Consider the following 19,116-nt stretch of genomic DNA (forward strand, 5'->3'; position numbering starts at 1 on the left):
TAGTTAGTCTTTGGTTGGTTTCTTGTCACGCAGGGCGCGCCAGACGCGCTCGGGCGTGAGCGGAAGTTCTTTCACCCGGATGCCCCACCCTTGGAACAGCGCATTGGCGATGGCCGGCGCGGCAGGCAAGATCGCGCCTTCGCCGCCCCCGCGGGCGCCGAACGGGCCGGGGCCGTCTCCGCTTTCGATCAGCGCGGTGCCGACGTGATGCGGGGCGTCTTCTGTCGTGGGCACCTTGTAGTCAAACAGGGTGCCGTTGACGACCTGGCCGTCTTCGTAGATGTATTCTTCGGACAGGGTGTGGCCCAGCGCCATGACCATGGCGCCTTCGTCCTGGCCTTCCGCCGCCTTGGGGTTGATCACCCGGCCCAGGTCCGCGGCGCCGCCGACACGCAGTACCCGGATGGCCCCTGTGTCTTCGTCGAGGGCGATCTCGAACGCTCCGGCGCCGGTTTCCCAGAACAGCGGCTGGATCTTGAACGCGCCATTCTTGGTATTGGGATTGACGCGGCCGACGCCCAGGAACTCACCGGCCGCCATGCCGTTGAAACGGCGCAGCAGTTCGATCAGTTCTATGGAACCCGCCGGGCCCTGTACGGCGTTATCGACGAGTTGGTAGTCTTGCGCAGACCCGCCCAGAATGTCCGCGGCGGTGTCGCAAACCTGGCGCACGATGTCTTCGCAGGCCAGTTGCACGGCCAGCCCGATGATGACGGTAGAGCGGCTGGCGCCAGTGCCCCAGTCGTAGGGGGCCTGCAAGGTATCGGGCTCGGCCACCGTGATTTTGTTCAGGGGCTGGTTCAGCACCTTGTTGGCGACGATGCGTAACACGCCGCGGCTTCCCTGGCCGATTTCTACCGTATTGGCCGATACGCTGACCGAGCCGTCGGCTCGCAGCCGGACAATGGCGCCGCCTATAGGCATGATGCCAGGGTCGGTGGCGCCCACCGCCACGCCTACCGCGCGGGGGCCTTCGTGGCGAGGTTCGGGCAGGCTGCCCAGGGTATCCAGGGCTGCGCGCAATGAGCGCCGCATGTCGACGTCGATCGGCCTGAGGTCGTGCTTGATGGTCTGGCCCTTGTCGGCCAGGTTGAGCATGCGGAATTCCACGGGATCGATGCCCAGCTCATGCGCGATGATGTCCATCTGGGATTCAGTCGCCCACACGGCCTGCGGGCCGCCAATTGACCGGAAGGCGGCGCCCGGCACTGTATTGGTATAGACGCCGACTGCCTCGAGCTTGAGGTTGGGTATGTGGTACGGACCGATGGCACGGATTGCGGCCTTGACGGCGATGGCCGGCCCCGTGTCGGCATATGCGCCCCCGTTGAGCACGGCGCGTACGGACTTGGCGACGATCTTGCCGTGCGGGTCCACCGCTGTCTTCAGGGTGAGTTCGGCGTCCAGGCGTCTGCAGGTCAGCATCGATTCGGCGATCGACAGGCAGATACGCACCGGCGCGCGGGCCTTCCAGGAGAGCGCCGCTACCAAAGGGTCGATCTTTACGGATGCTTTTCCGCCAAAGCCGCCGCCTACGTAAGGGGAATGCACGCGGACGCACGCCAACGGAACACCCAGGATCTCGGAGCAGACGCGCTGGATCGCGGTGGGCGTCTGGCCGCCGCTCCAGATCTCGAGCGATTTCGGGGTCCAGTGCGCAACGCAGACGTGGGGCTCCATTGCGTAGTGAAAGACCATCGGGAACGTGAACGTGTCTTCAAAGACCCTGACATCGCTCTGGAAAATGCTGTCAGGGTTGCCGCTTTCATAGCTCCATTGCTGAAACTGGTTGGTGCCTGCCACCGGATTGCAATGTCCGCGGAAGTAATAGTCCTTGAGGACGTCCATGTCTTCGTGGACCAGGGCGGCGCCTTCGCTGAGCGCGTCTTGGGCCGTGGTGGAATAGGGCAGCGGATCATATGTGACGTGGATGGCATCGACCGCCGCTTCGGCGGTGGCCTCGTCGATCGCGGCCACCGCGGCCACGGGGTCGCCCACGTACCGGACTTTATCCACTGCAATGACAGGCCTGTCACGCAACGAGAGGCCCCAGCGGATTTCCGTGCCAGGCAGATCTTTCAGATCGTCGCCCGTCAGGACGGCGGCCACGCCAGGCATGGCAAGCGCCGCGCTGACGTCGATCTGGACGATGCGCGCGTGCGGCACCGTACTGCGCAGAATTTTTCCGTGCAGCATATTCGGCACCGTGACGTCGCTTGCGTAGACCGCGGCGCCGGTTACCTTTTCAAGGTAGTCGGCGCGCGGCTCCGCGCCAAGTGAAAGGGGGGGCGTCGAATGCATGATCGGGCCTGGGCCTCAGTTTTCAAGCGAGATGTTCGAGCGTGCGATCACGTCTTTCCACATGGCGGTTTCCGCGGCCTGGCGCTTGGCGACTTCTTTGGGCGTGCTGGACGCGGGCTCTACGCCCACGGCGCCCAGGCGCGCTTTGACTTCCGGAGACGCCATGGTCTTGGCCACCTGCGGAACGACTTTGTCGAGCACTTCTTGCGGCAGCCCTTTGGGGCCGTACAGCGCGAACCACGTCACTGCCTCGAAACCGGGCAGTACGCTTTCAGCAAGGGTCGGCACGTCGGGCAGGGCTTCGGACCGCTTTGCGGTGGTGACGGCCAGGGCTTTCAGCTTGCCGGACTTGATGTGCTGCAGAACTGCGGGGCCTTGCTCGATGGCCATGACCACGCGGTCGGCGATCAGGTCTATGACCATGGGCCCGCTGCCCTTGTACTGCACGGCGAATACATCTACGCCGGCGCGTTGCTTGAACAACTCCATGAACACATGCTGGGACGTTCCCGCGCCTGCCGAACCGTAGCCGAATTTGCCGGGGTTGGCCTTCAGGTATGCGATAAGTTCCTGGATGGAGTTCACCGGCAGCGTGCCGGGGACGACGACGTACGACGGGTTGAAACCCAGCAACGATATGGGTTCGATCTTTTCATAGACGTCGTTCATGCGTGCGCTGAGCAGCGGCAGCACCGAGAACATGGACGAGGCGCCGATAAGCATGGTGTGGCCGTCAGCGGCCGCGCGCGACGCGTAATCGGCGCCGATGATGCCCGATGCGCCCGCGCGGTTCTCAACGACGACCGGCTGCCCCAGTGTTTCCAGGCCGGCAGCTACAGAGCGGGCATACAGGTCGGTGGCCCCGCCCGGCGGGTAAGGCGCGATAAGGGTGATGGGCGTGCTGGGATAGGACTGGGCTTGGACCGCACCCAATATGCCCAGTCCACAGGCTAGCCCGGCGACAAATCTCTTCCAATGAATGTTGCGCATGCTTCGGTACCCCCAGTTTGTAAAAACAATGAAATAGGCCGAGTGCCGCACGGCCCTGTGCGTTCTGTATAGAGGAACGATATTCTGCGTAGCAGTACGCTACAATGTCAACTAGGAAAAGCACCAGACAGAGAAACAAATGTCGGAAGCACCGGATAGCGACACGAAATCGGGCGGGGGCGTTGCCGCGGTAGAGCGGGCAATTGCTGTGTTGAACGCATTCCGTGCGGGCGATAGCTCTTTGTCCCTGAACGAACTTGCGCGCCGTACCGGGATGTACAAAAGCACGATCCTCAGGCTGCTCTCGACGCTGGTGCGTGAGCACTGCATCGTGCGCCTGGATGATGGTAGTTATCAGCTGGGTTCGATGCTGCTGCACTGGGGGGGGCTGTATCAGGCCGCGCTGCGCCTGGATGACCACGTGCCGCCCATCCTGCGCAAGCTCGTGCAGGAAACCGAAGAGGGTGCGTCGTTCTTTACCCGCGAGGGCGACCACCGCGTGTGCCTGTTCAGGGTGGATTCACCACGCTCTATTCGCGACCATATCCGCACAGGCGATCTGGTGCCGCTCGACAAGGGTGCGGCGGGCCGCGTACTCACAGTGTTTGACCCGGGGCTGGCATCCGGGTCGAAGCCGCCCGCGCAGCCGTACATCATTACCATCGGCGAGCGCGAACCCGATATCGCCGCCATAGCGGCGCCGGTGTTCGGGCCGCAGAAGCGCCTGCGCGGCGCGCTGGCATTGTCGGGGCCGGCCGCCCGATTCTCGGACGACTTGATTCCCGCCATGTCCGCCCGTTTGCTGGCCGCCGCGGCGGACTTGACGCGCCGGCTGGGCGGAGACACAACGCTGTTTGACAGCTGGGACGCGGCCGGGCGGTCTGCCGCGTAGCGGGCCCATGGCGGACATGGGCCCGTCGTGGTCAGGCGTGGCGCTCGACGCGCATCGCAGGGTGGACCACTTCGCCTTTTTCCAGGATCTGCTCGCCATCCAGCCATAGACTGCATTCGCGCATCGGCAGGTCAAGATGGCAGGCAGTATCGTTTGTGCCCCCCACCTCCAGGTTGGGGCCCAGGGAAAACAGCACATTGCCATAGAACGACAGCGCGTTCATCACATGTTCGGCAGGGAGCTGCCGCGTTACCGCGAACTGGTACCACCGGGCTTTTTCATTGAGCCCCCAGCCGATGTGGGAAATCGCATAGGCGCGGTCATCGTTGAAACTCTTGATGTAGCTGTCGATCAGGCGCGCGTCTACCCCGCTGCCGGAAATGTCCACCACGTAGCCATCCTTGATCTGCAGAGTGACCGGCGATTCGACATACCGCTTGAACGCGCACAGGATATCGCCCGGCTGCAGCACGACGGTGCCGTTCACGCCGCCATCGTTGCCCTGGGTGAACGCGAAGCCGGATGGAAAGTGGTCCCAGCGGCCGGGCTCGTAGGTGTACCCGTATTCGGAGATGACCGGGTATTGACCCAACTGATACGTAACGTCGGTGCCCGCCCCGGACGTAAAGCGCAGCTCCCTGGCTTGCTCGAGCATGCTCTTTGCATGCTCGACGCGCCGCCGCAGGTCTTCGGTGGGGAACATCTGCTTCAGTACATGGAAGGGTTCCATGACGCGCAGTATGCGCGCGCCCGCCGCCTGGATTTCGGCTTGCTCGCGAGAAAACAGCAGCCCCACCATGTCGATCACCAGGTGCGCCGATTTGAGCGTCCGCATGGCCAGCTCGTTGCCTACCAGAGGGTGGCGCCCCTGCACGCCCACGGCGTTTTTCTGGCCGCGGCGCACATTCAAGTTAAACGTCGTGGCGCCCAGGCTCTGCGCCGCCGCCATGAATGCATTTGCGTTTTCCTGCCATTCGTCGTCAGCTGTCAGGATGACCACAGTTTCTTCGGGGGTCACCTTGCAGAGCTTCAGCTCTTCAATGAACAGATTCAAAACTTCCGCGTCGATTTTCAACTGCGGCTCCTTTTCTATCGTTGGATGGTGGTCGCAAGAATGCCGTCGAGCGCATGCTTGAAAGCTTCGAAGTCTTCAGCTTGCAACTGGTGTCCGACGCCGGGCACCCGCGTAGTCTCCATGCCGGGGCGCAGCTTTAGCATTTCGGCAATGTCGGTGTCGGAAACCACTCCGCCTTCGCCCGCGCACAGCAGGGCGATGGGCGCTTGAGCACGCGCCAGGTCGGTGAACATGTCTTCCTGGTGGAAGTCGTCATACGTTACATGCACGGCGCGTTCGTCGCATGTGCACAGCCATTCTGCGCGCAGGCGTTGCAGGGCTTCGGGCCATGGCGCGGCCGTGCTCTGCTGCATAGCTTGCAGCGCTTCGCCTCGATGGGCTGCGCGCAGCAAAGCCACGGTACGCGCTTTTGGAATAGGGTAAGGGCGGCGACCTGGGCCGCTTGTGGGCGGATCGACCAGCACGATAGGCCCTATTGGCTTGCCGGCCAGCGCAGCCGCGCGCAAGGCGATTCGTGCGCCCATTGAATGACCGATGATAATGGGGTGGTTCAGCGCGGCCGCCGAGATGAAGGCAATGACATCTTGGGCGCAAGCATTGACGCCGTAGTCGATGTGCGGTCCCGATTCGGACAGGCCGCGCCCGCGCACGTCGATGATGTAGCAGTTGTAGCGGGTGGAGAGCCAATTCCCGACGTGCTGCCAGAGCGCGGCCGGGCTGACTATGCCGGGGATGATGAGTACGTCGGGGCCCGGCCCGGGAAAATGCAGGTAATGCTGGCGTATGCCATTTGCGCGCAGATGCGCCCCGATTCCTGGATTCACGCGGGCCCCCGGTGGCGGATAAAAGGTTCGTTTCGTCTAACAGAACCATATTCTATCAAGAAGAACTATATGATCCAATCCTGGTAAGCCCGGATAAAGTGCACAACGCGTGTGATCAAGGGGGCCGGGCGCTGCACCAATATCAGCCGTCCGACGCCGGTGTGCGCGACGCGCGTACCGCGAACACCGCGTTGGCCTTGAGCATGACTCGGCCGTCTACTTGCAGCAGGCACGTCGCGTACAGCAGCCGACGGCCTTGCTTGTCGATGTGCACGTGGGCTTCGAGCCAGTCGCCCGGCCGTACCGGGTTCAGGTATTCCACCGACATCTGCACCGTGACCACCGACAGGCCCGCTTCCTGGTTGATGTAGAACCCCAGCGCGCTGTCTGCCAGGGTGGCCAGCAAGCCGCCGTGGGCGATGTGGTGCATGTTGGTGTGGGCATCGGCCAGGCGCAGGGCCAGCACATGCCCGTGGTTACTTCGATACAGCGCGCCCACCTCGGCCAGGTGGCGCATGAAGGGGCTGCTGGGCGACCAGGGTGTAAAGCCTTCGGGTATGGGGTGGGTCATGGAAGAAGCGTCTTGTGAAAGTTTCCGCCGCCGCGGCGCGACGGGCGGGCGCATTGGCGGTCGAAATGAACGGGGAGCCCGGCCGTCACCGCCGGCCCTGGGCACAGTATAAGAATTGGCGGATGAAACCGACGATTGCGAACGCACAAATTCGGGTCAGGAGCCAGCGCGGCATCCGGTCATCCGGCGCAGGGTTTCGTTATATAGTCAACTTTATAGCGATTGGGTTCTTTCCAGGTAGAGCGCATGAAGGCATTTTCCCTTGCCGCGGGGCTGGCAGCCCTGGCGCTGTCGGCCGGCGCGCCGGCGGCCGAAGTGCAGGTGGCCGTGGCCGCCAATTTCACCGCGCCGATGCAGGCGCTCAGCCAGGCGTTCGAGCGGGACACGGGCCATCGGGCGGTGGCGGCCTATGGCGCGACGGGGCAGTTCTATGCCCAGATTCGGCACGGGGCGCCGTTTGAAGTGTTCCTGGCCGCCGACCAGGAACGGCCGGCGCGGCTGGAAGCCGAAGGGCGTATCGTGCCGGGCTCGTGCTTTACCTACGCCGTGGGGTCGCTGGTGCTGTGGTCGGCGCAGCCCGACCTGGTCGATGACCGCGGAGCGGTGCTGGCGCAGAACGGCTTCAGGCACCTGGCCATCGCCAACCCCAAGGCGGCGCCGTACGGCGTGGCCGCCATGCAGGTTTTGCACAACCTGGGCCTGGTCCCCGCCGTCGCGTCCCGGATCGTGGAAGGCCAGAGTATTGCGCAGGCGTACCAGTTCGTGGCGTCGGGCAATGCCGAGCTTGGCTTTCTGGCGTTATCCCAGGTGTATAAAGACGGCAAGCTCACTGCCGGGTCGGCCTGGATCGTGCCGCCCAGCTTGCACGAGCCCATCAGGCAAGATGCGGTGATCCTGGCCCGGGGCGCGAGCAACCCGGCCGCCCGGGCGTTTGTCGACTTTCTGAAAAGCCCCAGGGCGGCCGAAGTAATCAGGTCGTTCGGCTACGAGGTCGCCGCGCCGTAAGCCCTACCTTTCACGTGCCGCTGCATGCATCTGGACTCCTCTGATTTCGCCGCTATCTGGCTGACCCTGCAATTGGCAACGCTGACGACGCTGCTGTTGCTGCTCATCGGCACGCCGATCGCGTGGTGGCTGTCGCGCACACGTTCGCGCTGGAAGGGCCCCATAGGGGCCGTGGTTGCCTTGCCGCTGGTATTGCCGCCCACCGTCCTGGGGTTTTACCTGCTTGTGGCCATGGGGCCGCAAGGGCCGGTGGGGCAGCTTACGCAGGCATTGGGCCTGGGGGTGCTGCCGTTTACGTTCGCGGGGCTGGTGGTGGGATCGGTGATCTATTCGCTGCCTTTCGTGGTACAGCCGCTGCAGAACGCCTTTGAATCCATCGGCGCCCGGCCGCTCGAGGCCGCGGCCACCCTGCGCGCCAGCCCGCGCGACTGCTTTTTTACCGTGGTGCTGCCGCTGGCGCGCCCCGGGTTTATCACAGCGGCCATTCTGGGTTTTGCGCATACCGTGGGCGAGTTCGGGGTGGTGTTGATGATAGGCGGCAATATCGAGGGCAGGACCCGCGTGGTTTCCGTGCAGATCTATGACCACGTCGAGGCGTTGGAATACGCGCAGGCCCATTGGCTGGCAGGCGGAATGGTGGTGTTCTCGTTCGTGGTGCTGTTGCTGCTTTATACGCGGCGCCGCGCGGCGCCGCTTTGGTAGCGGCCATGGACCATACTGGCATCGACGCGCGGTTTCGCGTGGACTACGCGGGCTTTTCGCTGGACGTGGACCTGCGCCTGCCGGGCAGGGGCGTTACCGCGCTATACGGGCATTCGGGGTCGGGCAAGACCACTTTCCTGCGCTGCGTGGCCGGCCTGGCAGCAGAGGAGAAGGGATATCTGCGCATCAATGGGCAGGTATGGCTCGATACCGCGTCGGGCGCCAGGGTGCCCACACATCGGCGCGCCCTGGGTTACGTGTTCCAGGAAGCCAGCCTGTTTCCGCACCTGGATGTGCGGCGCAATCTGGAATATGGCCGCAAGCGCGTCCCCGCCGCCGAGCGCCGCGTGCAGCTGGACCAGGCGGTGCAGCTGCTTGGCATAGGGCACCTGCTGCAACGCATGCCGGTCGGCCTGTCGGGCGGGGAGCGACAGCGCGTGGGCATGGCCCGAGCGCTGCTGACCAGTCCGCGACTGCTGTTGATGGACGAGCCGCTGGCGTCGCTGGACCAGGCGCGCAAACAGGAAGTCCTGCCGTACCTTGAACGTCTGCATACCGAGCTGGACATCCCGGTGCTGTATGTCAGCCATGCGCCGCTGGAAGTGGCGCGGCTGGCGGATCACCTGGTGTTGCTGGAGAACGGGCGGGCGTTGGCAAGCGGCCCCATTGCCGACATGCTGGCCCGGCTGGATCTGCCGCTGGCCCTGGACGACGATGCATCGGTTGTAGTGGCGGGCACCGTGGCGGGTTTTGATGCCGCCTACAGTTTGTTGGCGATACGCCTGCCGGGCGGGCAGGCTTGCCTGCGGGTCGTGCATGCGGGCCTGCCCGCCGGCAAGCCGGCGCGCGTGGCGGTCAGGGCACGCGATGTGAGCCTGGCGCTGGCGCCTGCGCACGACAGCAGCATTGTCAATATCATCCCCGCTCGCGTGCGCGACCTGGCGCAGGCTGGCCACCCTGATCATGTGCTGGTGAGCCTGGACGCCGACGGCGCGCCGCTGCTGGCGCGCATTACGCGCTATTCGCGCGACCAGCTCGGCCTCGCGCCCGGCATGCGGGTATGGGCGCAGATCAAGGCGGTGTCGGTGCTGGGGTAAGTGAGGCTGATGCCTGCGGCCCGGTGTCCTGCATTGGCGTGGGTGTCAGACACCTGAAGGTGTCAGACACCGTAAGGGACCGGCATTGAGTGTGGCGATCTGGGTGTCAGACACCTGAAGGTGTCAGACACCGAAAGGGGCCGGCATTGAGCGTGGTGATCTGGGTGTCAGACACCGTAAGGGACCGGCATTGAGTGTGGCGATCTGGGTGTCTGACACCTGAAGGTGTCAGACACCGTACGTGCGAGCGTTGACGGTGGCAATGGGTGTCTGACACCTCCGGGTGTCAGACACCGTACGCCGGACCCCGTCGCGGGGCGGGTCAGGTCTCGGCGCTTTGCGGCGCCCGGGGGGTTCCGGTGAACAGCTGTTGCATGTCCAGGCCGCGGATGATGCGGGCGGTGGCGTCTACCAGGGTGGGCAGGGGTTGTCGCACCGGCGTGGCCAGCGTCAGGTTGTTCATGATGGTGGGGTCGACGATGGCCGAACACGCCAGGTGGTCTTGCCCCGGCATGTCGCGCAGCGCCGAGCGCGGCAAGATGGTGTAGAGCGTGTCCTGCGCAAGGGTTTCGAGGATGGTGTGCACGACATCGACCTCTGCCGCGATATTCAACGCCACGTCCAGGTCGCGGCAGGTTTTGTCGACCAGCGCACGTATCGTGTTGGGCGCGCTGGGCAGCACCAGCGGATAGCGCCCGAGCTCGCGGGCGCGCACCCGCGGCGGCGGACGCGGGCTGCACGATTTGCCGTAAGTCAGCACCAGATCTTCGCGATACACCGACTCGAACTGCAGCAACGTGGAAGGCGGCGGATCGTACAGCAGCGCCAGGTCGATGCGGTCTTTCACCAGCCATTCGTTCATTTCGGAACTGAGGCCCTCGGCAAGTGTCAGCGCCGCATCCGGATGCAGGCGGCGGAACACCTGCACGATCTGCGGCGCCAGGCGCCGCGCAACGCGGTGCGGCATGCCCAGCCGCACCTTGTCTTGTACCGGCGACGAAAAGGCGCGCATGTCCTGCCGCGCATGCTGCGCCAGGGCATCCAGTTCTTTTGCGTGCGCCAGAAAGCGCAGGCCCGCGGGGGTGGGTTCGACGCCGCGGCCCGTGCGCACCAGCAGGTGATGGCGCAGTTCCGCCTCCAGCAACTGGATCTGCCGGCTCAGCGACGGTTGCGACAGCCCCAGCACCTGGGCGGCACGGGACAGGCTGCGCATTTCGCAGGCCATGATGAACGAGCGGATTTGTCTCAGATCCATACGTCAATGGTATACGTTTTTGCTATATCAGAAGTCCGCGTGACACCATTGCCGGGGGCGCGTCCGCTGCGCATGATGTGAGCTTCAAGCTTCATCCATCGATACGCCATGCACGACTGCGCACCGCCCCTGCAAGAAATCACGCCTCCCGCCCAGGCGCTGCCTGCGCATGCCTGCGACGCCCATTTTCATATTTTCGGTCCGGCGCACCGTTTTCCTTACGCTGAAGAGCGCCCCTATACGCCGCCAGACGCGCCGTTCGAGCAAATGCGCGAGCTGCATCGGCGGCTGGGATTCGAGCGGGGCGTGATCGTGCATCCGGGTTGCCATGGTTACGACCTGGCGCCCACGCTGGACGCGCTGGACCGCGGCGCCGGGCAGTATCGCGCGGTAGCGCTGCTGGAGCCCGACACCACCGATGCGCGCATCGCGGAACTCGACCGCCGGGGCGTGCGCGCAGTTCGCTACAACTTCGTGGCGCACCTGGCCAATGCGGGCTGGAACGAACTGGCGGCGATGGCGCCGCGCATTGCGCCTTACGGATGGCACATCTGCGTGCACGCCGAGGCCGCGCTGCTGCCGGGGCTGCTGGAACGCTTGCGGACCTTGCCCGTACCCTTTGTCATCGACCACATGGGCCGCGCGCCCGCGAGCGAAGGCGTGGGCGGCGAGGCTTTCCAGGCCTTGCTGGGCCTGCGCGACCACCCCGACGCCTGGGTAAAGATATCCGGGCTGGACCGCGTGTCCGGCGCGGGCAGGCGGCCCTATGCCGACGGCGAGCCGCTGGTGTCGGCGTTGATGGAAGCCATGCCGCAGCGCCTGCTGTGGGGCACGGACTGGCCGCATCCGAACGTCAGGGGCGACATGCCCGATGACGGCGAACTGCTCAATACGTTCCTGCGCCTGTGCCCCGACGCGGATACGCAGCGCCGGATACTGGTAGACAACCCCCAGCGGCTGTATCGCTTCGGCGCCTGACCCCTTCACAACACAACATAGCGAGACATGGCATGGACCAGTTGCTGATCAAGATTCCGGACGCGGCGGTTGCCCCGTCGTCGCTGCGCGCCCTGCCCGGATGCGGCCCGGGCGAGCTGCGGGTGTTCCACGCCGCAGATCACGTCGAAACGTATGCGTGGCTTGCGGCGCCGGCCGACTTGCCGGCGCTGCAAGCGGCGTTGCTCGCCGGCTGGGGTGGGGCGCAGACAACGGAACTGGCCCTGACCACCGACGTGGCAGGGCAGGCTGCCGGACAGCCCGCCCCGTGGTTCTACGTGGTAGAGACCGATATCGCGCCGCAGGCGCGCGAAGACTTCGAACGCTGGTACGAAGAAGAACACCTGCCGGGCCTGGCCGCGGTGCCGGGCACGGTCAGGGCGCGCCGCTACCTGGCCGCGTCGGGCTCGCCCCGCTATTACGCGTGCTACGACCTCGCCAGCCGCGAGACCTTCGGGTCGCCGCCGTGGCTGGCGGTGCGCGGCACCGAATGGAGCAGCCGCGTGCGCCCGCATTTCGTCAATAGCAAGCGCACCATGTTCCGACTGGCTCAGGAGTGACCGCATGCCTCGCTTGAACCCTCCCGATCTGCAAACCATGTCGGCGCAACAGCGCCGCATTCATGACGCCATCGCCAGCGGCCCGCGGGGCCGGGTGCGCGGCCCCTTGGCCGTGTGGCTGCACCGGCCCGGGCTGGCCGAGCACGCGCAGGCGCTGGGCCAGTATTGCCGCTACGACTCCAGCCTGCCGCCGCGCCTTTCCGAACTGGGCATCCTGACCATGGCCGCCTGGTGGCGCTCTTCATTCGAATGGTGGGCGCACGAGCCCATTGCCGTGCAGGCGGGCCTGGATCCGCGCGTGGCCGAACGGATCCGCTTGGGTGAAGAGCCGGAGTTCGAGCGCGCCGACGAATCGCTGGTGTACCGCTTTGTGCGCGCCTTGCTGCAAACCCGTCAGGTGCCCGACGCGCTCTACCAGGAAGCAGTGCAGGTGCTGGGCACCGACGGCGTGGTGGATCTGGTGGGCATTGCGGGCTATTACACGCTGATCTCGATGACCATCAATGTGTTCGAGATCGAGCCGCCCGACGGAAGCACCGTCGACTTCGGGCGCTGAGCGCGAACCACGAACATTTGAACGGAGACACCATGACAGGTCGATTGCAGGGCAAGGTGGCGATCGTGGCAGGCGCAGGCAGCGTCGGGCCCGGCTGGGGCAATGGGCGCGCGATCGCCTATCGGTTCGCGCAGGAAGGCGCGCGCGTATTCGCCGTGGACATGAACGCAGACGCCATGGAAGAAACGGTGGCGCGCGTACGCGAAGTCGGGGGCGAGATCGCCACCTGGCAGGCCGACGTGACCGACTCGGACGCGGTGCGGGACCTGGTGCGCGCGTGTGCCGACCGGTGGGGGCGGGTGGATATCCTGGTCAACAACGTGGGCGGTTCCCGCAAGGGCGGCCCGGCGCACCTGGATGAAGATGCGTGGGATAAGCAGATCGACTTCAACCTGAAGAGCGTCTACCTGGGTTGCCGCTACGTTCTGCCTCTGATGGAGCGGCAGGGCGGCGGCGCTATCGTCAACGTGTCCTCTACCTCGGGTATCCGCTGGACGGGATCGGCGCAGGTGGGCTATGCCAGCGCCAAGGCCGGCGTCATCCAGCTGTCGCGTGTGGTGGCGCTGGAATATGCCAAGAAGAACATCCGCTGCAATACGGTGATTCCCGGGCAGATGCACACCCCCATGGTCGAGGTGCGGCTGGCCGGCCAGCGCGCCGGCGGCGATGTGAGCCGGTTGCTGGCCGAGCGGCAATCGCGGATTCCGCTGCCATTCATGGGCGACGGGCTCGATACCGCGAACGCGGCGCTGTTCCTGGCGTCGGACGAGGCGCGCTTCATTACCGCCACGGAAATCGTGGTTGACGGAGGCATGAGTGCACGCTGCGATTGATACTTCCGGCCCGGTGCGCTACCCCGACCCAGCCGTCATCGCGCTGGATCCGCGCTTCGAAAAGCTGGTATTGCCGCTGGCGGCCGTGGAACGCCTGGCCACGGGCTGCCGCTGGGCCGAGGGCCCGGTGTGGTTCGGCGACGGCCGGTATCTGCTGTGGAGCGATGTGCCCAATGACCGCATCATGCGGTGGGATGAGGTATCGGGCCAGACCCACGTGTGGCGTCACGCTGCGCAGCATGCCAACGGCAACACGCGCGACCGGCAGGGCCGGCTGATTACCTGTGAACATCTGGGGCGCCGTGTCACTCGCACCGAGCATGACGGCCGCATTACGGTATTGGCCGACCGCTACCGGGGCAAGCGCCTGAATTCGCCCAATGACGTGGTCGTGAAATCCGATGGCTCGATCTGGTTCACCGATCCGCCCTTCGGAATCATCGGCTATTACCAGGGCGAGAAGGCCGAGCAGGAATTGCCTGCGGGTGTCTACCGCATCTGCCCCGATACCGGGGCGGTCGAACTCATGTGCGACACGGTGAACGGCCCCAATGGCCTGGCATTTTCTCCGGACGAGAAGCAGCTTTACGTCATCGAGTCGCGCGCGCGCCCGCGCAACGTATTGGTGTTTGATGTGGCCGACGATGGCCGCGGCCTGGGCGCGCCGCGCGTGCTCTTCGATGCGGGCGAGGGTACGCCTGACGGTTTTCGCGTAGATGTGGAAGGCAACCTGTGGTGCGGCTGGGGCATGGGCACGCCCGAACTCGATGGCGTGCGGGTGTTCTCGCCACAGGGTGAATTGCTGGGCCGTATCGCATTGCCAGAGCGCTGCGCCAACTTGTGTTTCGGCGGCAAGCACCGCAACCGGCTTTTCATGGCGTCGTGCACGTCGATTTATTCGCTGTTCGTCAATACGCAAGGGGCAACAGCCCCTTGAACAAACGTGGCCGTCAGGCCGCAGAGGAGAAAACCATGTATACCAAAATGATCAAGCGCCTGGCGGCCGGCGTGATAGGCCTGGCGGCGATGGGCGCGCAGGCCCAGTCCAGCACCAACCTGGTGGTGGCGTTTCCGGCTGGCGGTCCGGCGGATTCTCTTGCCCGCGTGGTGGCCGCGCAGCTAGAAAAAGAGCTGAAGCATCCGGTGGTGGTCGAGAACAAGCCAGGCGGCAACGGCGCCATTGCCGCGACCTACGTCGGCCGCGCGCAGCCCGATGGCAGCACCCTGTTCCTGAGCTCGGTGGGCGCGATTTCCATCAACCCGGCCCTGTATCCCAAGCTGATCTACGACCCCTTCAATGACTTCGTGCCGGTGACGCTGCTGGTGTCGGTGCCCGAAGTATTGATCGTGGGCCCGGGCAGCGCCACGAAAGACGCCAAGGCGTTCGTGGAAAAGGCGCGCAGCGAAGGCGTATCGATGGCGTCGTCGGGCGTGGGCAGCATGCCGCACATGGCCATCGCGCAATTGAAGAAGGCCACCGAGTCCAAGATCCTGCACGTGCCCTACAAGGGCGCTGCGCCGGCCATTACCGACACCATCGGCGGCCAGGTGGATGCCTTCATCGGCGATGTGTCGGGCCTGATGCCGCACATCAAGTCGGGCAAGGCCGTTGCGCTGGCCATCGCGGCGCCCAAGCGTTCGCCCGTGCTGCCGGACGTGCCCACCTTCGACGAACTGGGCGTGCCCAATGTCTACGCCAACAACTGGTATGGCGTGTTCGCGCCCAAGGGTACGCCGGCCGACAAGGTGGCGGAACTGAACCAGGTGTTCGCCAAGGTGCTGGCCTCGCCCGAGCTGCAGACGTACCAGGCATCGACGGGCGTCGAGCTGTCGCCCACCACGTCCGAAGAATTCGGCGACATCGTGCGCGGCGACGCGAAGAAGTGGGGCGACCTGATCCGCGCCGAAGGGATCACGATGGACAACTGACGTCCGATGGCGGCGAAAATCCGCTACACTCGCGCGCCTGCAGATTATTTATTTATTCTTGGCGCTTCCATGTCGCGCCCGCCATCGAACCCCGTCGCTCCCGTCTCGCCCGGCATTCTTGCCGGGCACGCCGCCGCCAATCCCTGCCTCAGCTGCGGGGCCTGTTGTTCTCACTTCCGGGTGTCGTTTTACTGCGGCGAAACGGCCGGACCCAACGGCGGTACAGTGCCTGTGGACCTGGTGCGACCCATCAGCCCATTGCGGGTGTGCATGGCGGGCACCGAGCACGGCGGCGGCCGTTGCGTCGCGTTGCGCGGAGAAGTGGGCCAGCCGGGCGTGCACTGCGCCATCTATGCGCTGCGTCCCAGTCCGTGTCGCGAGTTTGAAGTCTGGCTACCGGACGGGTCGGTGAACCCCGACTGCCAGAGGCTGCGCGCCGCGCTGGGCCTGCCTGCCATTCCGCCCCGCCCGGACGCCGAAAACGATCCGCAGGGCCCCATGCACCCGGACCAGCCGGCGGCCGCCTAGGGGTCGCGCCCCGGGGCGGGCACGCTACGTGCGTCGGTGGTTTGCCGGCGCCGGCAGATCTGGAAAAATCCGCATACATTCTTTGGCGACCCGTCCGGCGCCGGCCTATACCCTGTAGCGGCCGGGCGGCATCATGCCGGCCGGGCAGAGGAAGGCGGCCATGACGCGCACGAAAAAACTATTCATCGCATTGGCGGGCACCCTGGCGTTGGCGACGGTCGCGCTGGTGGTGGTGATCGCGCTTTTTGACTGGAACCAGCTCAAACCCACTGTCAACGAACGGGTGTCAGCCGCCATCGGGCGGCCGTTCGCCATCAATGGCGACCTGGACGTACAGTGGCGACGCCCCGCGCAGGAGCAGGGCTGGCGCAGTTGGGTGCCATGGCCGCACATCAGCATGGAAGACGTCACGATTGCCAACGCCGAATGGGCCGAGGCGCCGCACCTGGCGACGCTGCAGCGTGCGGAGTTCAGCCTGTCGCCGTTGCCTTTGCTGGCGCGCCACGTCGTGATCCGCCAGATCCAGCTCACCGGCCCCGCGGCGAACCTGCAGCGCCTGAAGGATGGCCGCGCCAATTGGGAATTCACGCTGCCGGAAAGCGGCGAGCCGTCGCCCTGGGTGATGGACATCGACCAGATCGGCTTTGACCAGGGGCAGGTGAAATACCAGGACGAGGTGCTGCGCGCCGACCTGACCGCGCAGATCGATCCGCTGGGCAAGCCCATTCCGTTTGCCGCCCTTGCCGGGCAGCCCTCGGGGGATGGAGACGCGGATGGCCAGACCGCGGGCCGGCAAGCGCAGGGCGAGACGGCAAAGGGCGACCCTGCCAAAGCGCAGCCCGCCGATGCCGCAACACCGCCCGACTATGCGTTCGGCTGGAACATCAAAGGCCGCTACAAGGGTATGCCCGCCAAGGGCGAAGGCAAGATAGGCGGCATGCTGGCCGTGCGCGATGCCACGCGGCCGTTCCCGTTGCAGGCCGATGTGTCCGTGGGCGATACCCGCATCGCGCTGGCGGGCACGCTGACCGATCCGGCCCGGCTGGGGGCGCTGGACCTGCAGCTGGAACTGGCGGGCGCCACGATGTCCGACCTGTATCCCCTGATCGGCGTCACGCTGCCCGATACCCCGCGCTATGCGACGGATGGGCGCCTGATCGCCCGCCTGAACGAGCCGGGCGGCGCGGTGTACCACTATCGCGATTTCAACGGCAAGGTCGGCGCCAGCGACTTGCACGGAGACCTGACGTATACCGACGGCGAACCACGGCCCAAGCTGGCGGGCAAACTGGAATCGCGCCTGCTGCGCATGCGCGACCTGGGTCCTCTGGTAGGGATAGAGCCGCAAGGGCGAGGCAAACGCAAGGCAGCCGACGAAGCGCCCGATCGGCAGGCGGGCGACAAGGTGCTGCCCACGCAGGAATTCCGCACCGACCGCTGGAATGTCATGGACGCCGACGTCACCCTTGCCGCCGACCGCATCATCTATGACGAGAGCCTGCCCATAACCAAGTTCAATGTGCATCTGGTCATGGAAAATGCGCTGCTGACGCTGGACCCGCTGCGTTTTGGCCTGGCTGGCGGCACCATAGATTCCGCCATCCGCCTGGACGGCGGCCGTACGCCCATGGCAGGCCGCGCGCGGATCTCTGCGCGGGGGCTGCGCTTGAAGCAGCTGTTTCCCAATGTCGAGTCCATGCAGCGCGCCCTGGGCCAGCTCAACGGCGACGCGGCGCTCTCGGGCACGGGCAATTCCGTGGCGGCGCTGCTGGGCACGGCCAGCGGCGATACGCGCCTGCTGGTCAACGACGGCGTCATCAGCCGTGCGTTGATGGAGATCGCGGGGCTCAACGTGGGCAACTACGTGGTCAGCAAGCTGTTCGGCGATGAAGAAGTGCAGATCAACTGCGGCGTGGCCGACCTGGAAATGCAACGCGGGGTGATGACGCCGCGCCTGTTCTTGTTCGATACCGAGAACGCGCTCGTGCAGATCGAAGGCAACGTCAATTTCAAGGACGAGACGCTGGACCTGGACATCAAGCCGCAAAGCAAGGGCGTGCGCGTGTTTTCGCTGAGGTCGCCGTTGTACGTGCGCGGCACCTTCGGCAACCCAGACGCCGGCGTGCAGGTGCTGCCGCTGGCCGCGCGCGGGGCGGGCGCCGTGGCGCTGGGCGTGCTGCTCACGCCGGTGGCGGGCCTGCTGGCCCTGGTGGCGCCCAGCACCGGCGAAGAAGAAAACCAGTGCGGCACGCTGCTCAAGCAGGCGCAACAGCCGCCCAAGGCGCCGCCTGCGCAAGGCCGCGCCAACAGCGGCAAAGAATAAAGCGCGCGCGGCCTTACGCGGCGGAGCCGGCCAGCGCGTCCCAGGTCAGCATGGCCAGGCGCGCCGTCTGTTCGAGCGTGTCGCGCGCCACGCCGTCGCGCGCTTCGATGGCCAGGCCATTCAGCACGGTCGCGAAATACGCGGCCAGGGCCGGCAACGCCGCGTGCCGAGGCAGTTCGCCTTGCCGCACCGCCTGTTTCAGGCGCTTCAGTATCAGCCCCTGCATGCGCTGCCTGTCTTCGCACAGCAGCTGGCGTACCGGCAACTGATCTTCGGCGCCGGCGGGGGCGCTCAACACCACCATGCAGCCGCGCGGCCGGCCGGGCTGGGTGCCGGAAGCGACAGCGGCCAGCAGCATGTTTTCGATGCCGGCGCGCACCGTGGCGCCGGCCAGCAGCGCCGACGCGGTGGCGCCGCCTTCGTGCGCCTTGTAGCGGTCCAGCGCCTGGCGGAACAGCTCTTCTTTGGAGCCGAAGGTTCCGTACAGGCTGGGCGCGCCGATGCCCATCGCCGCCGTCAGGTCGGCCAGCGACGTGCCTGCATAGCCCTTTTCCCAGAACAGATCCATGGCCTTCTGCAAGGCCTCGTCGCGGTTGAAAGAGCGGGGGCGTCCTCGTCCTGTCATGGCAACGATTCTACTCTTTGCGTTAAGTGCTTGACGGGGCGGGCCGGCCGCGCG

At 65.5% G+C, this 19,116-nt stretch carries 19 protein-coding genes; 12 read left to right on the top strand and 7 right to left on the bottom strand.

All coding sequences use genetic code 11. The annotated features are described in order from the left end of the window. Window positions 1-3 precede the first annotated feature (3 nt). Together CAL19_RS02600 and CAL19_RS02605 are read right to left on the bottom strand one after the other, a co-directional pair. Window positions 4-2,301 carry a xanthine dehydrogenase family protein molybdopterin-binding subunit gene (locus CAL19_RS02600; RefSeq protein ID WP_094795947.1) on the bottom strand — a complete coding sequence of 766 codons (2,298 nt, stop codon included), beginning with the start codon at window positions 2,299-2,301 and terminating at the stop codon, window positions 4-6. 15 nt (window positions 2,302-2,316) lie between these two features. Then, a complete protein-coding gene (locus tag CAL19_RS02605; RefSeq protein ID WP_170941495.1) occupies window positions 2,317-3,234 on the bottom strand; it encodes a Bug family tripartite tricarboxylate transporter substrate binding protein in 918 nt (305 codons plus the stop codon). A 196-nt stretch (window positions 3,235-3,430) separates the two neighbouring features. Between CAL19_RS02605 and CAL19_RS02610 the strand changes: the two genes are divergently transcribed. Next, complete coding sequence (locus CAL19_RS02610; RefSeq protein ID WP_026641036.1) at window positions 3,431-4,183, top strand: IclR family transcriptional regulator; 753 nt, start codon at window positions 3,431-3,433, stop codon at window positions 4,181-4,183. Between the two features lie 31 nt (window positions 4,184-4,214). Here the strand turns inward: CAL19_RS02610 and CAL19_RS02615 are convergent, their stop codons facing one another. The 3 genes from CAL19_RS02615 to CAL19_RS02625 form a co-directional block, all read right to left on the bottom strand. Beyond that, a complete protein-coding gene (locus tag CAL19_RS02615; protein ID WP_094795949.1) occupies window positions 4,215-5,258 on the bottom strand; it encodes a leucyl aminopeptidase in 1,044 nt (347 codons plus the stop codon). Between the two features lie 14 nt (window positions 5,259-5,272). Then, window positions 5,273-6,082 carry an alpha/beta fold hydrolase gene (locus CAL19_RS02620; RefSeq protein WP_094795950.1) on the bottom strand — a complete coding sequence of 270 codons (810 nt, stop codon included), beginning with the start codon at window positions 6,080-6,082 and terminating at the stop codon, window positions 5,273-5,275. 142 nt (window positions 6,083-6,224) lie between these two features. Beyond that, on the bottom strand, window positions 6,225-6,653 hold the full coding sequence (locus CAL19_RS02625; RefSeq protein WP_094795951.1) for a PaaI family thioesterase: 429 nt from the start codon (window positions 6,651-6,653) through the stop codon (window positions 6,225-6,227). A 246-nt stretch (window positions 6,654-6,899) separates the two neighbouring features. Between CAL19_RS02625 and modA the strand changes: the two genes are divergently transcribed. Genes modA through modC form a run of 3 tightly spaced genes read left to right on the top strand, consistent with a single transcriptional unit; the run spans window position 6,900 to window position 9,457 of the window. Then, window positions 6,900-7,658, top strand: coding sequence for a molybdate ABC transporter substrate-binding protein (gene modA, locus CAL19_RS02630; protein ID WP_094795952.1), 759 nt, complete (start codon window positions 6,900-6,902; stop codon window positions 7,656-7,658). Between the two features lie 24 nt (window positions 7,659-7,682). After that, entirely contained in the window at window positions 7,683-8,360 is a 678-nt protein-coding gene (gene modB, locus CAL19_RS02635; RefSeq protein WP_094795953.1) for a molybdate ABC transporter permease subunit, read from the top strand. A 5-nt stretch (window positions 8,361-8,365) separates the two neighbouring features. Then, window positions 8,366-9,457 carry a molybdenum ABC transporter ATP-binding protein gene (gene modC / locus CAL19_RS02640; RefSeq protein ID WP_094795954.1) on the top strand — a complete coding sequence of 364 codons (1,092 nt, stop codon included), beginning with the start codon at window positions 8,366-8,368 and terminating at the stop codon, window positions 9,455-9,457. Between the two features lie 322 nt (window positions 9,458-9,779). On the opposite strand, the gene CAL19_RS02645 is transcribed toward modC, so the two are convergent. Next, window positions 9,780-10,712, bottom strand: a complete 933-nt coding sequence (locus tag CAL19_RS02645; protein ID WP_094795955.1) for a LysR family transcriptional regulator — start codon at window positions 10,710-10,712, stop codon at window positions 9,780-9,782. Between the two features lie 108 nt (window positions 10,713-10,820). Between CAL19_RS02645 and CAL19_RS02650 the strand changes: the two genes are divergently transcribed. The 8 genes from CAL19_RS02650 to CAL19_RS02685 all read left to right on the top strand — a co-directional run bounded on the left by CAL19_RS02650 (window position 10,821) and on the right by CAL19_RS02685 (window position 18,437). Beyond that, window positions 10,821-11,690 (top strand): amidohydrolase family protein, encoded by an 870-nt coding sequence (locus CAL19_RS02650; RefSeq protein WP_094795956.1) that lies wholly within the window; start codon window positions 10,821-10,823, stop codon window positions 11,688-11,690. 32 nt (window positions 11,691-11,722) lie between these two features. Beyond that, the gene (locus tag CAL19_RS02655) at window positions 11,723-12,268 is read left to right on the top strand and encodes a DUF4286 family protein (protein WP_026641027.1); all 546 of its coding nucleotides are present in this window, start codon (window positions 11,723-11,725) and stop codon (window positions 12,266-12,268) included. A 4-nt stretch (window positions 12,269-12,272) separates the two neighbouring features. After that, complete coding sequence (locus CAL19_RS02660; protein WP_026641026.1) at window positions 12,273-12,824, top strand: carboxymuconolactone decarboxylase family protein; 552 nt, start codon at window positions 12,273-12,275, stop codon at window positions 12,822-12,824. Between the two features lie 32 nt (window positions 12,825-12,856). Beyond that, a complete protein-coding gene (locus CAL19_RS02665) occupies window positions 12,857-13,657 on the top strand; it encodes an SDR family NAD(P)-dependent oxidoreductase (protein WP_026641025.1) in 801 nt (266 codons plus the stop codon). Next, window positions 13,641-14,594, top strand: a complete 954-nt coding sequence (locus CAL19_RS02670) for an SMP-30/gluconolactonase/LRE family protein (RefSeq protein WP_094795957.1) — start codon at window positions 13,641-13,643, stop codon at window positions 14,592-14,594. Before CAL19_RS02665 ends, CAL19_RS02670 begins: the two co-directional genes overlap by 17 nt. Before the next feature lie 35 nt (window positions 14,595-14,629). Beyond that, a complete protein-coding gene (locus CAL19_RS02675) occupies window positions 14,630-15,586 on the top strand; it encodes a Bug family tripartite tricarboxylate transporter substrate binding protein (RefSeq protein ID WP_094795958.1) in 957 nt (318 codons plus the stop codon). A gap of 69 nt (window positions 15,587-15,655) precedes the next feature. Then, the gene (locus tag CAL19_RS02680; RefSeq protein ID WP_094795959.1) at window positions 15,656-16,114 is read left to right on the top strand and encodes a YkgJ family cysteine cluster protein; all 459 of its coding nucleotides are present in this window, start codon (window positions 15,656-15,658) and stop codon (window positions 16,112-16,114) included. A gap of 160 nt (window positions 16,115-16,274) precedes the next feature. Next, a complete protein-coding gene (locus CAL19_RS02685; RefSeq protein ID WP_094796379.1) occupies window positions 16,275-18,437 on the top strand; it encodes an AsmA family protein in 2,163 nt (720 codons plus the stop codon). A 13-nt stretch (window positions 18,438-18,450) separates the two neighbouring features. On the opposite strand, the gene CAL19_RS02690 is transcribed toward CAL19_RS02685, so the two are convergent. Beyond that, window positions 18,451-19,062, bottom strand: coding sequence for a TetR/AcrR family transcriptional regulator (locus CAL19_RS02690; RefSeq protein ID WP_094795960.1), 612 nt, complete (start codon window positions 19,060-19,062; stop codon window positions 18,451-18,453). Between the last annotated feature and the right edge of the window lie 54 nt (window positions 19,063-19,116).

The sequence above is a fragment of the Bordetella genomosp. 7 genome (assembly GCF_002261265.1).
GTDB lineage: Bacteria > Pseudomonadota > Gammaproteobacteria > Burkholderiales > Burkholderiaceae_B > Bordetella_A.

Excerpts from the sequence above, each read along its gene's own strand:
- CAL19_RS02600 (WP_094795947.1), bottom strand. The coding sequence starts at position 2,301 with ATGCATTCGACGCCCCCCCTTTCACTTGGCGCGGAGCCGCGCGCCGAC.
- CAL19_RS02610 (WP_026641036.1), top strand. The coding sequence starts at position 3,431 with ATGTCGGAAGCACCGGATAGCGACACGAAATCGGGCGGGGGCGTTGCC.
- CAL19_RS02625 (WP_094795951.1), bottom strand. The coding sequence starts at position 6,653 with ATGACCCACCCCATACCCGAAGGCTTTACACCCTGGTCGCCCAGCAGC.
- modA (WP_094795952.1), top strand. The coding sequence starts at position 6,900 with ATGAAGGCATTTTCCCTTGCCGCGGGGCTGGCAGCCCTGGCGCTGTCG.
- modB (WP_094795953.1), top strand. The coding sequence starts at position 7,683 with ATGCATCTGGACTCCTCTGATTTCGCCGCTATCTGGCTGACCCTGCAA.
- modC (WP_094795954.1), top strand. The coding sequence starts at position 8,366 with ATGGACCATACTGGCATCGACGCGCGGTTTCGCGTGGACTACGCGGGC.
- CAL19_RS02645 (WP_094795955.1), bottom strand. The coding sequence starts at position 10,712 with ATGGATCTGAGACAAATCCGCTCGTTCATCATGGCCTGCGAAATGCGC.
- CAL19_RS02650 (WP_094795956.1), top strand. The coding sequence starts at position 10,821 with ATGCACGACTGCGCACCGCCCCTGCAAGAAATCACGCCTCCCGCCCAG.
- CAL19_RS02655 (WP_026641027.1), top strand. The coding sequence starts at position 11,723 with ATGGACCAGTTGCTGATCAAGATTCCGGACGCGGCGGTTGCCCCGTCG.
- CAL19_RS02660 (WP_026641026.1), top strand. The coding sequence starts at position 12,273 with ATGCCTCGCTTGAACCCTCCCGATCTGCAAACCATGTCGGCGCAACAG.
- CAL19_RS02665 (WP_026641025.1), top strand. The coding sequence starts at position 12,857 with ATGACAGGTCGATTGCAGGGCAAGGTGGCGATCGTGGCAGGCGCAGGC.
- CAL19_RS02675 (WP_094795958.1), top strand. The coding sequence starts at position 14,630 with ATGTATACCAAAATGATCAAGCGCCTGGCGGCCGGCGTGATAGGCCTG.
- CAL19_RS02680 (WP_094795959.1), top strand. The coding sequence starts at position 15,656 with ATGTCGCGCCCGCCATCGAACCCCGTCGCTCCCGTCTCGCCCGGCATT.
- CAL19_RS02685 (WP_094796379.1), top strand. The coding sequence starts at position 16,275 with ATGACGCGCACGAAAAAACTATTCATCGCATTGGCGGGCACCCTGGCG.
- CAL19_RS02690 (WP_094795960.1), bottom strand. The coding sequence starts at position 19,062 with ATGACAGGACGAGGACGCCCCCGCTCTTTCAACCGCGACGAGGCCTTG.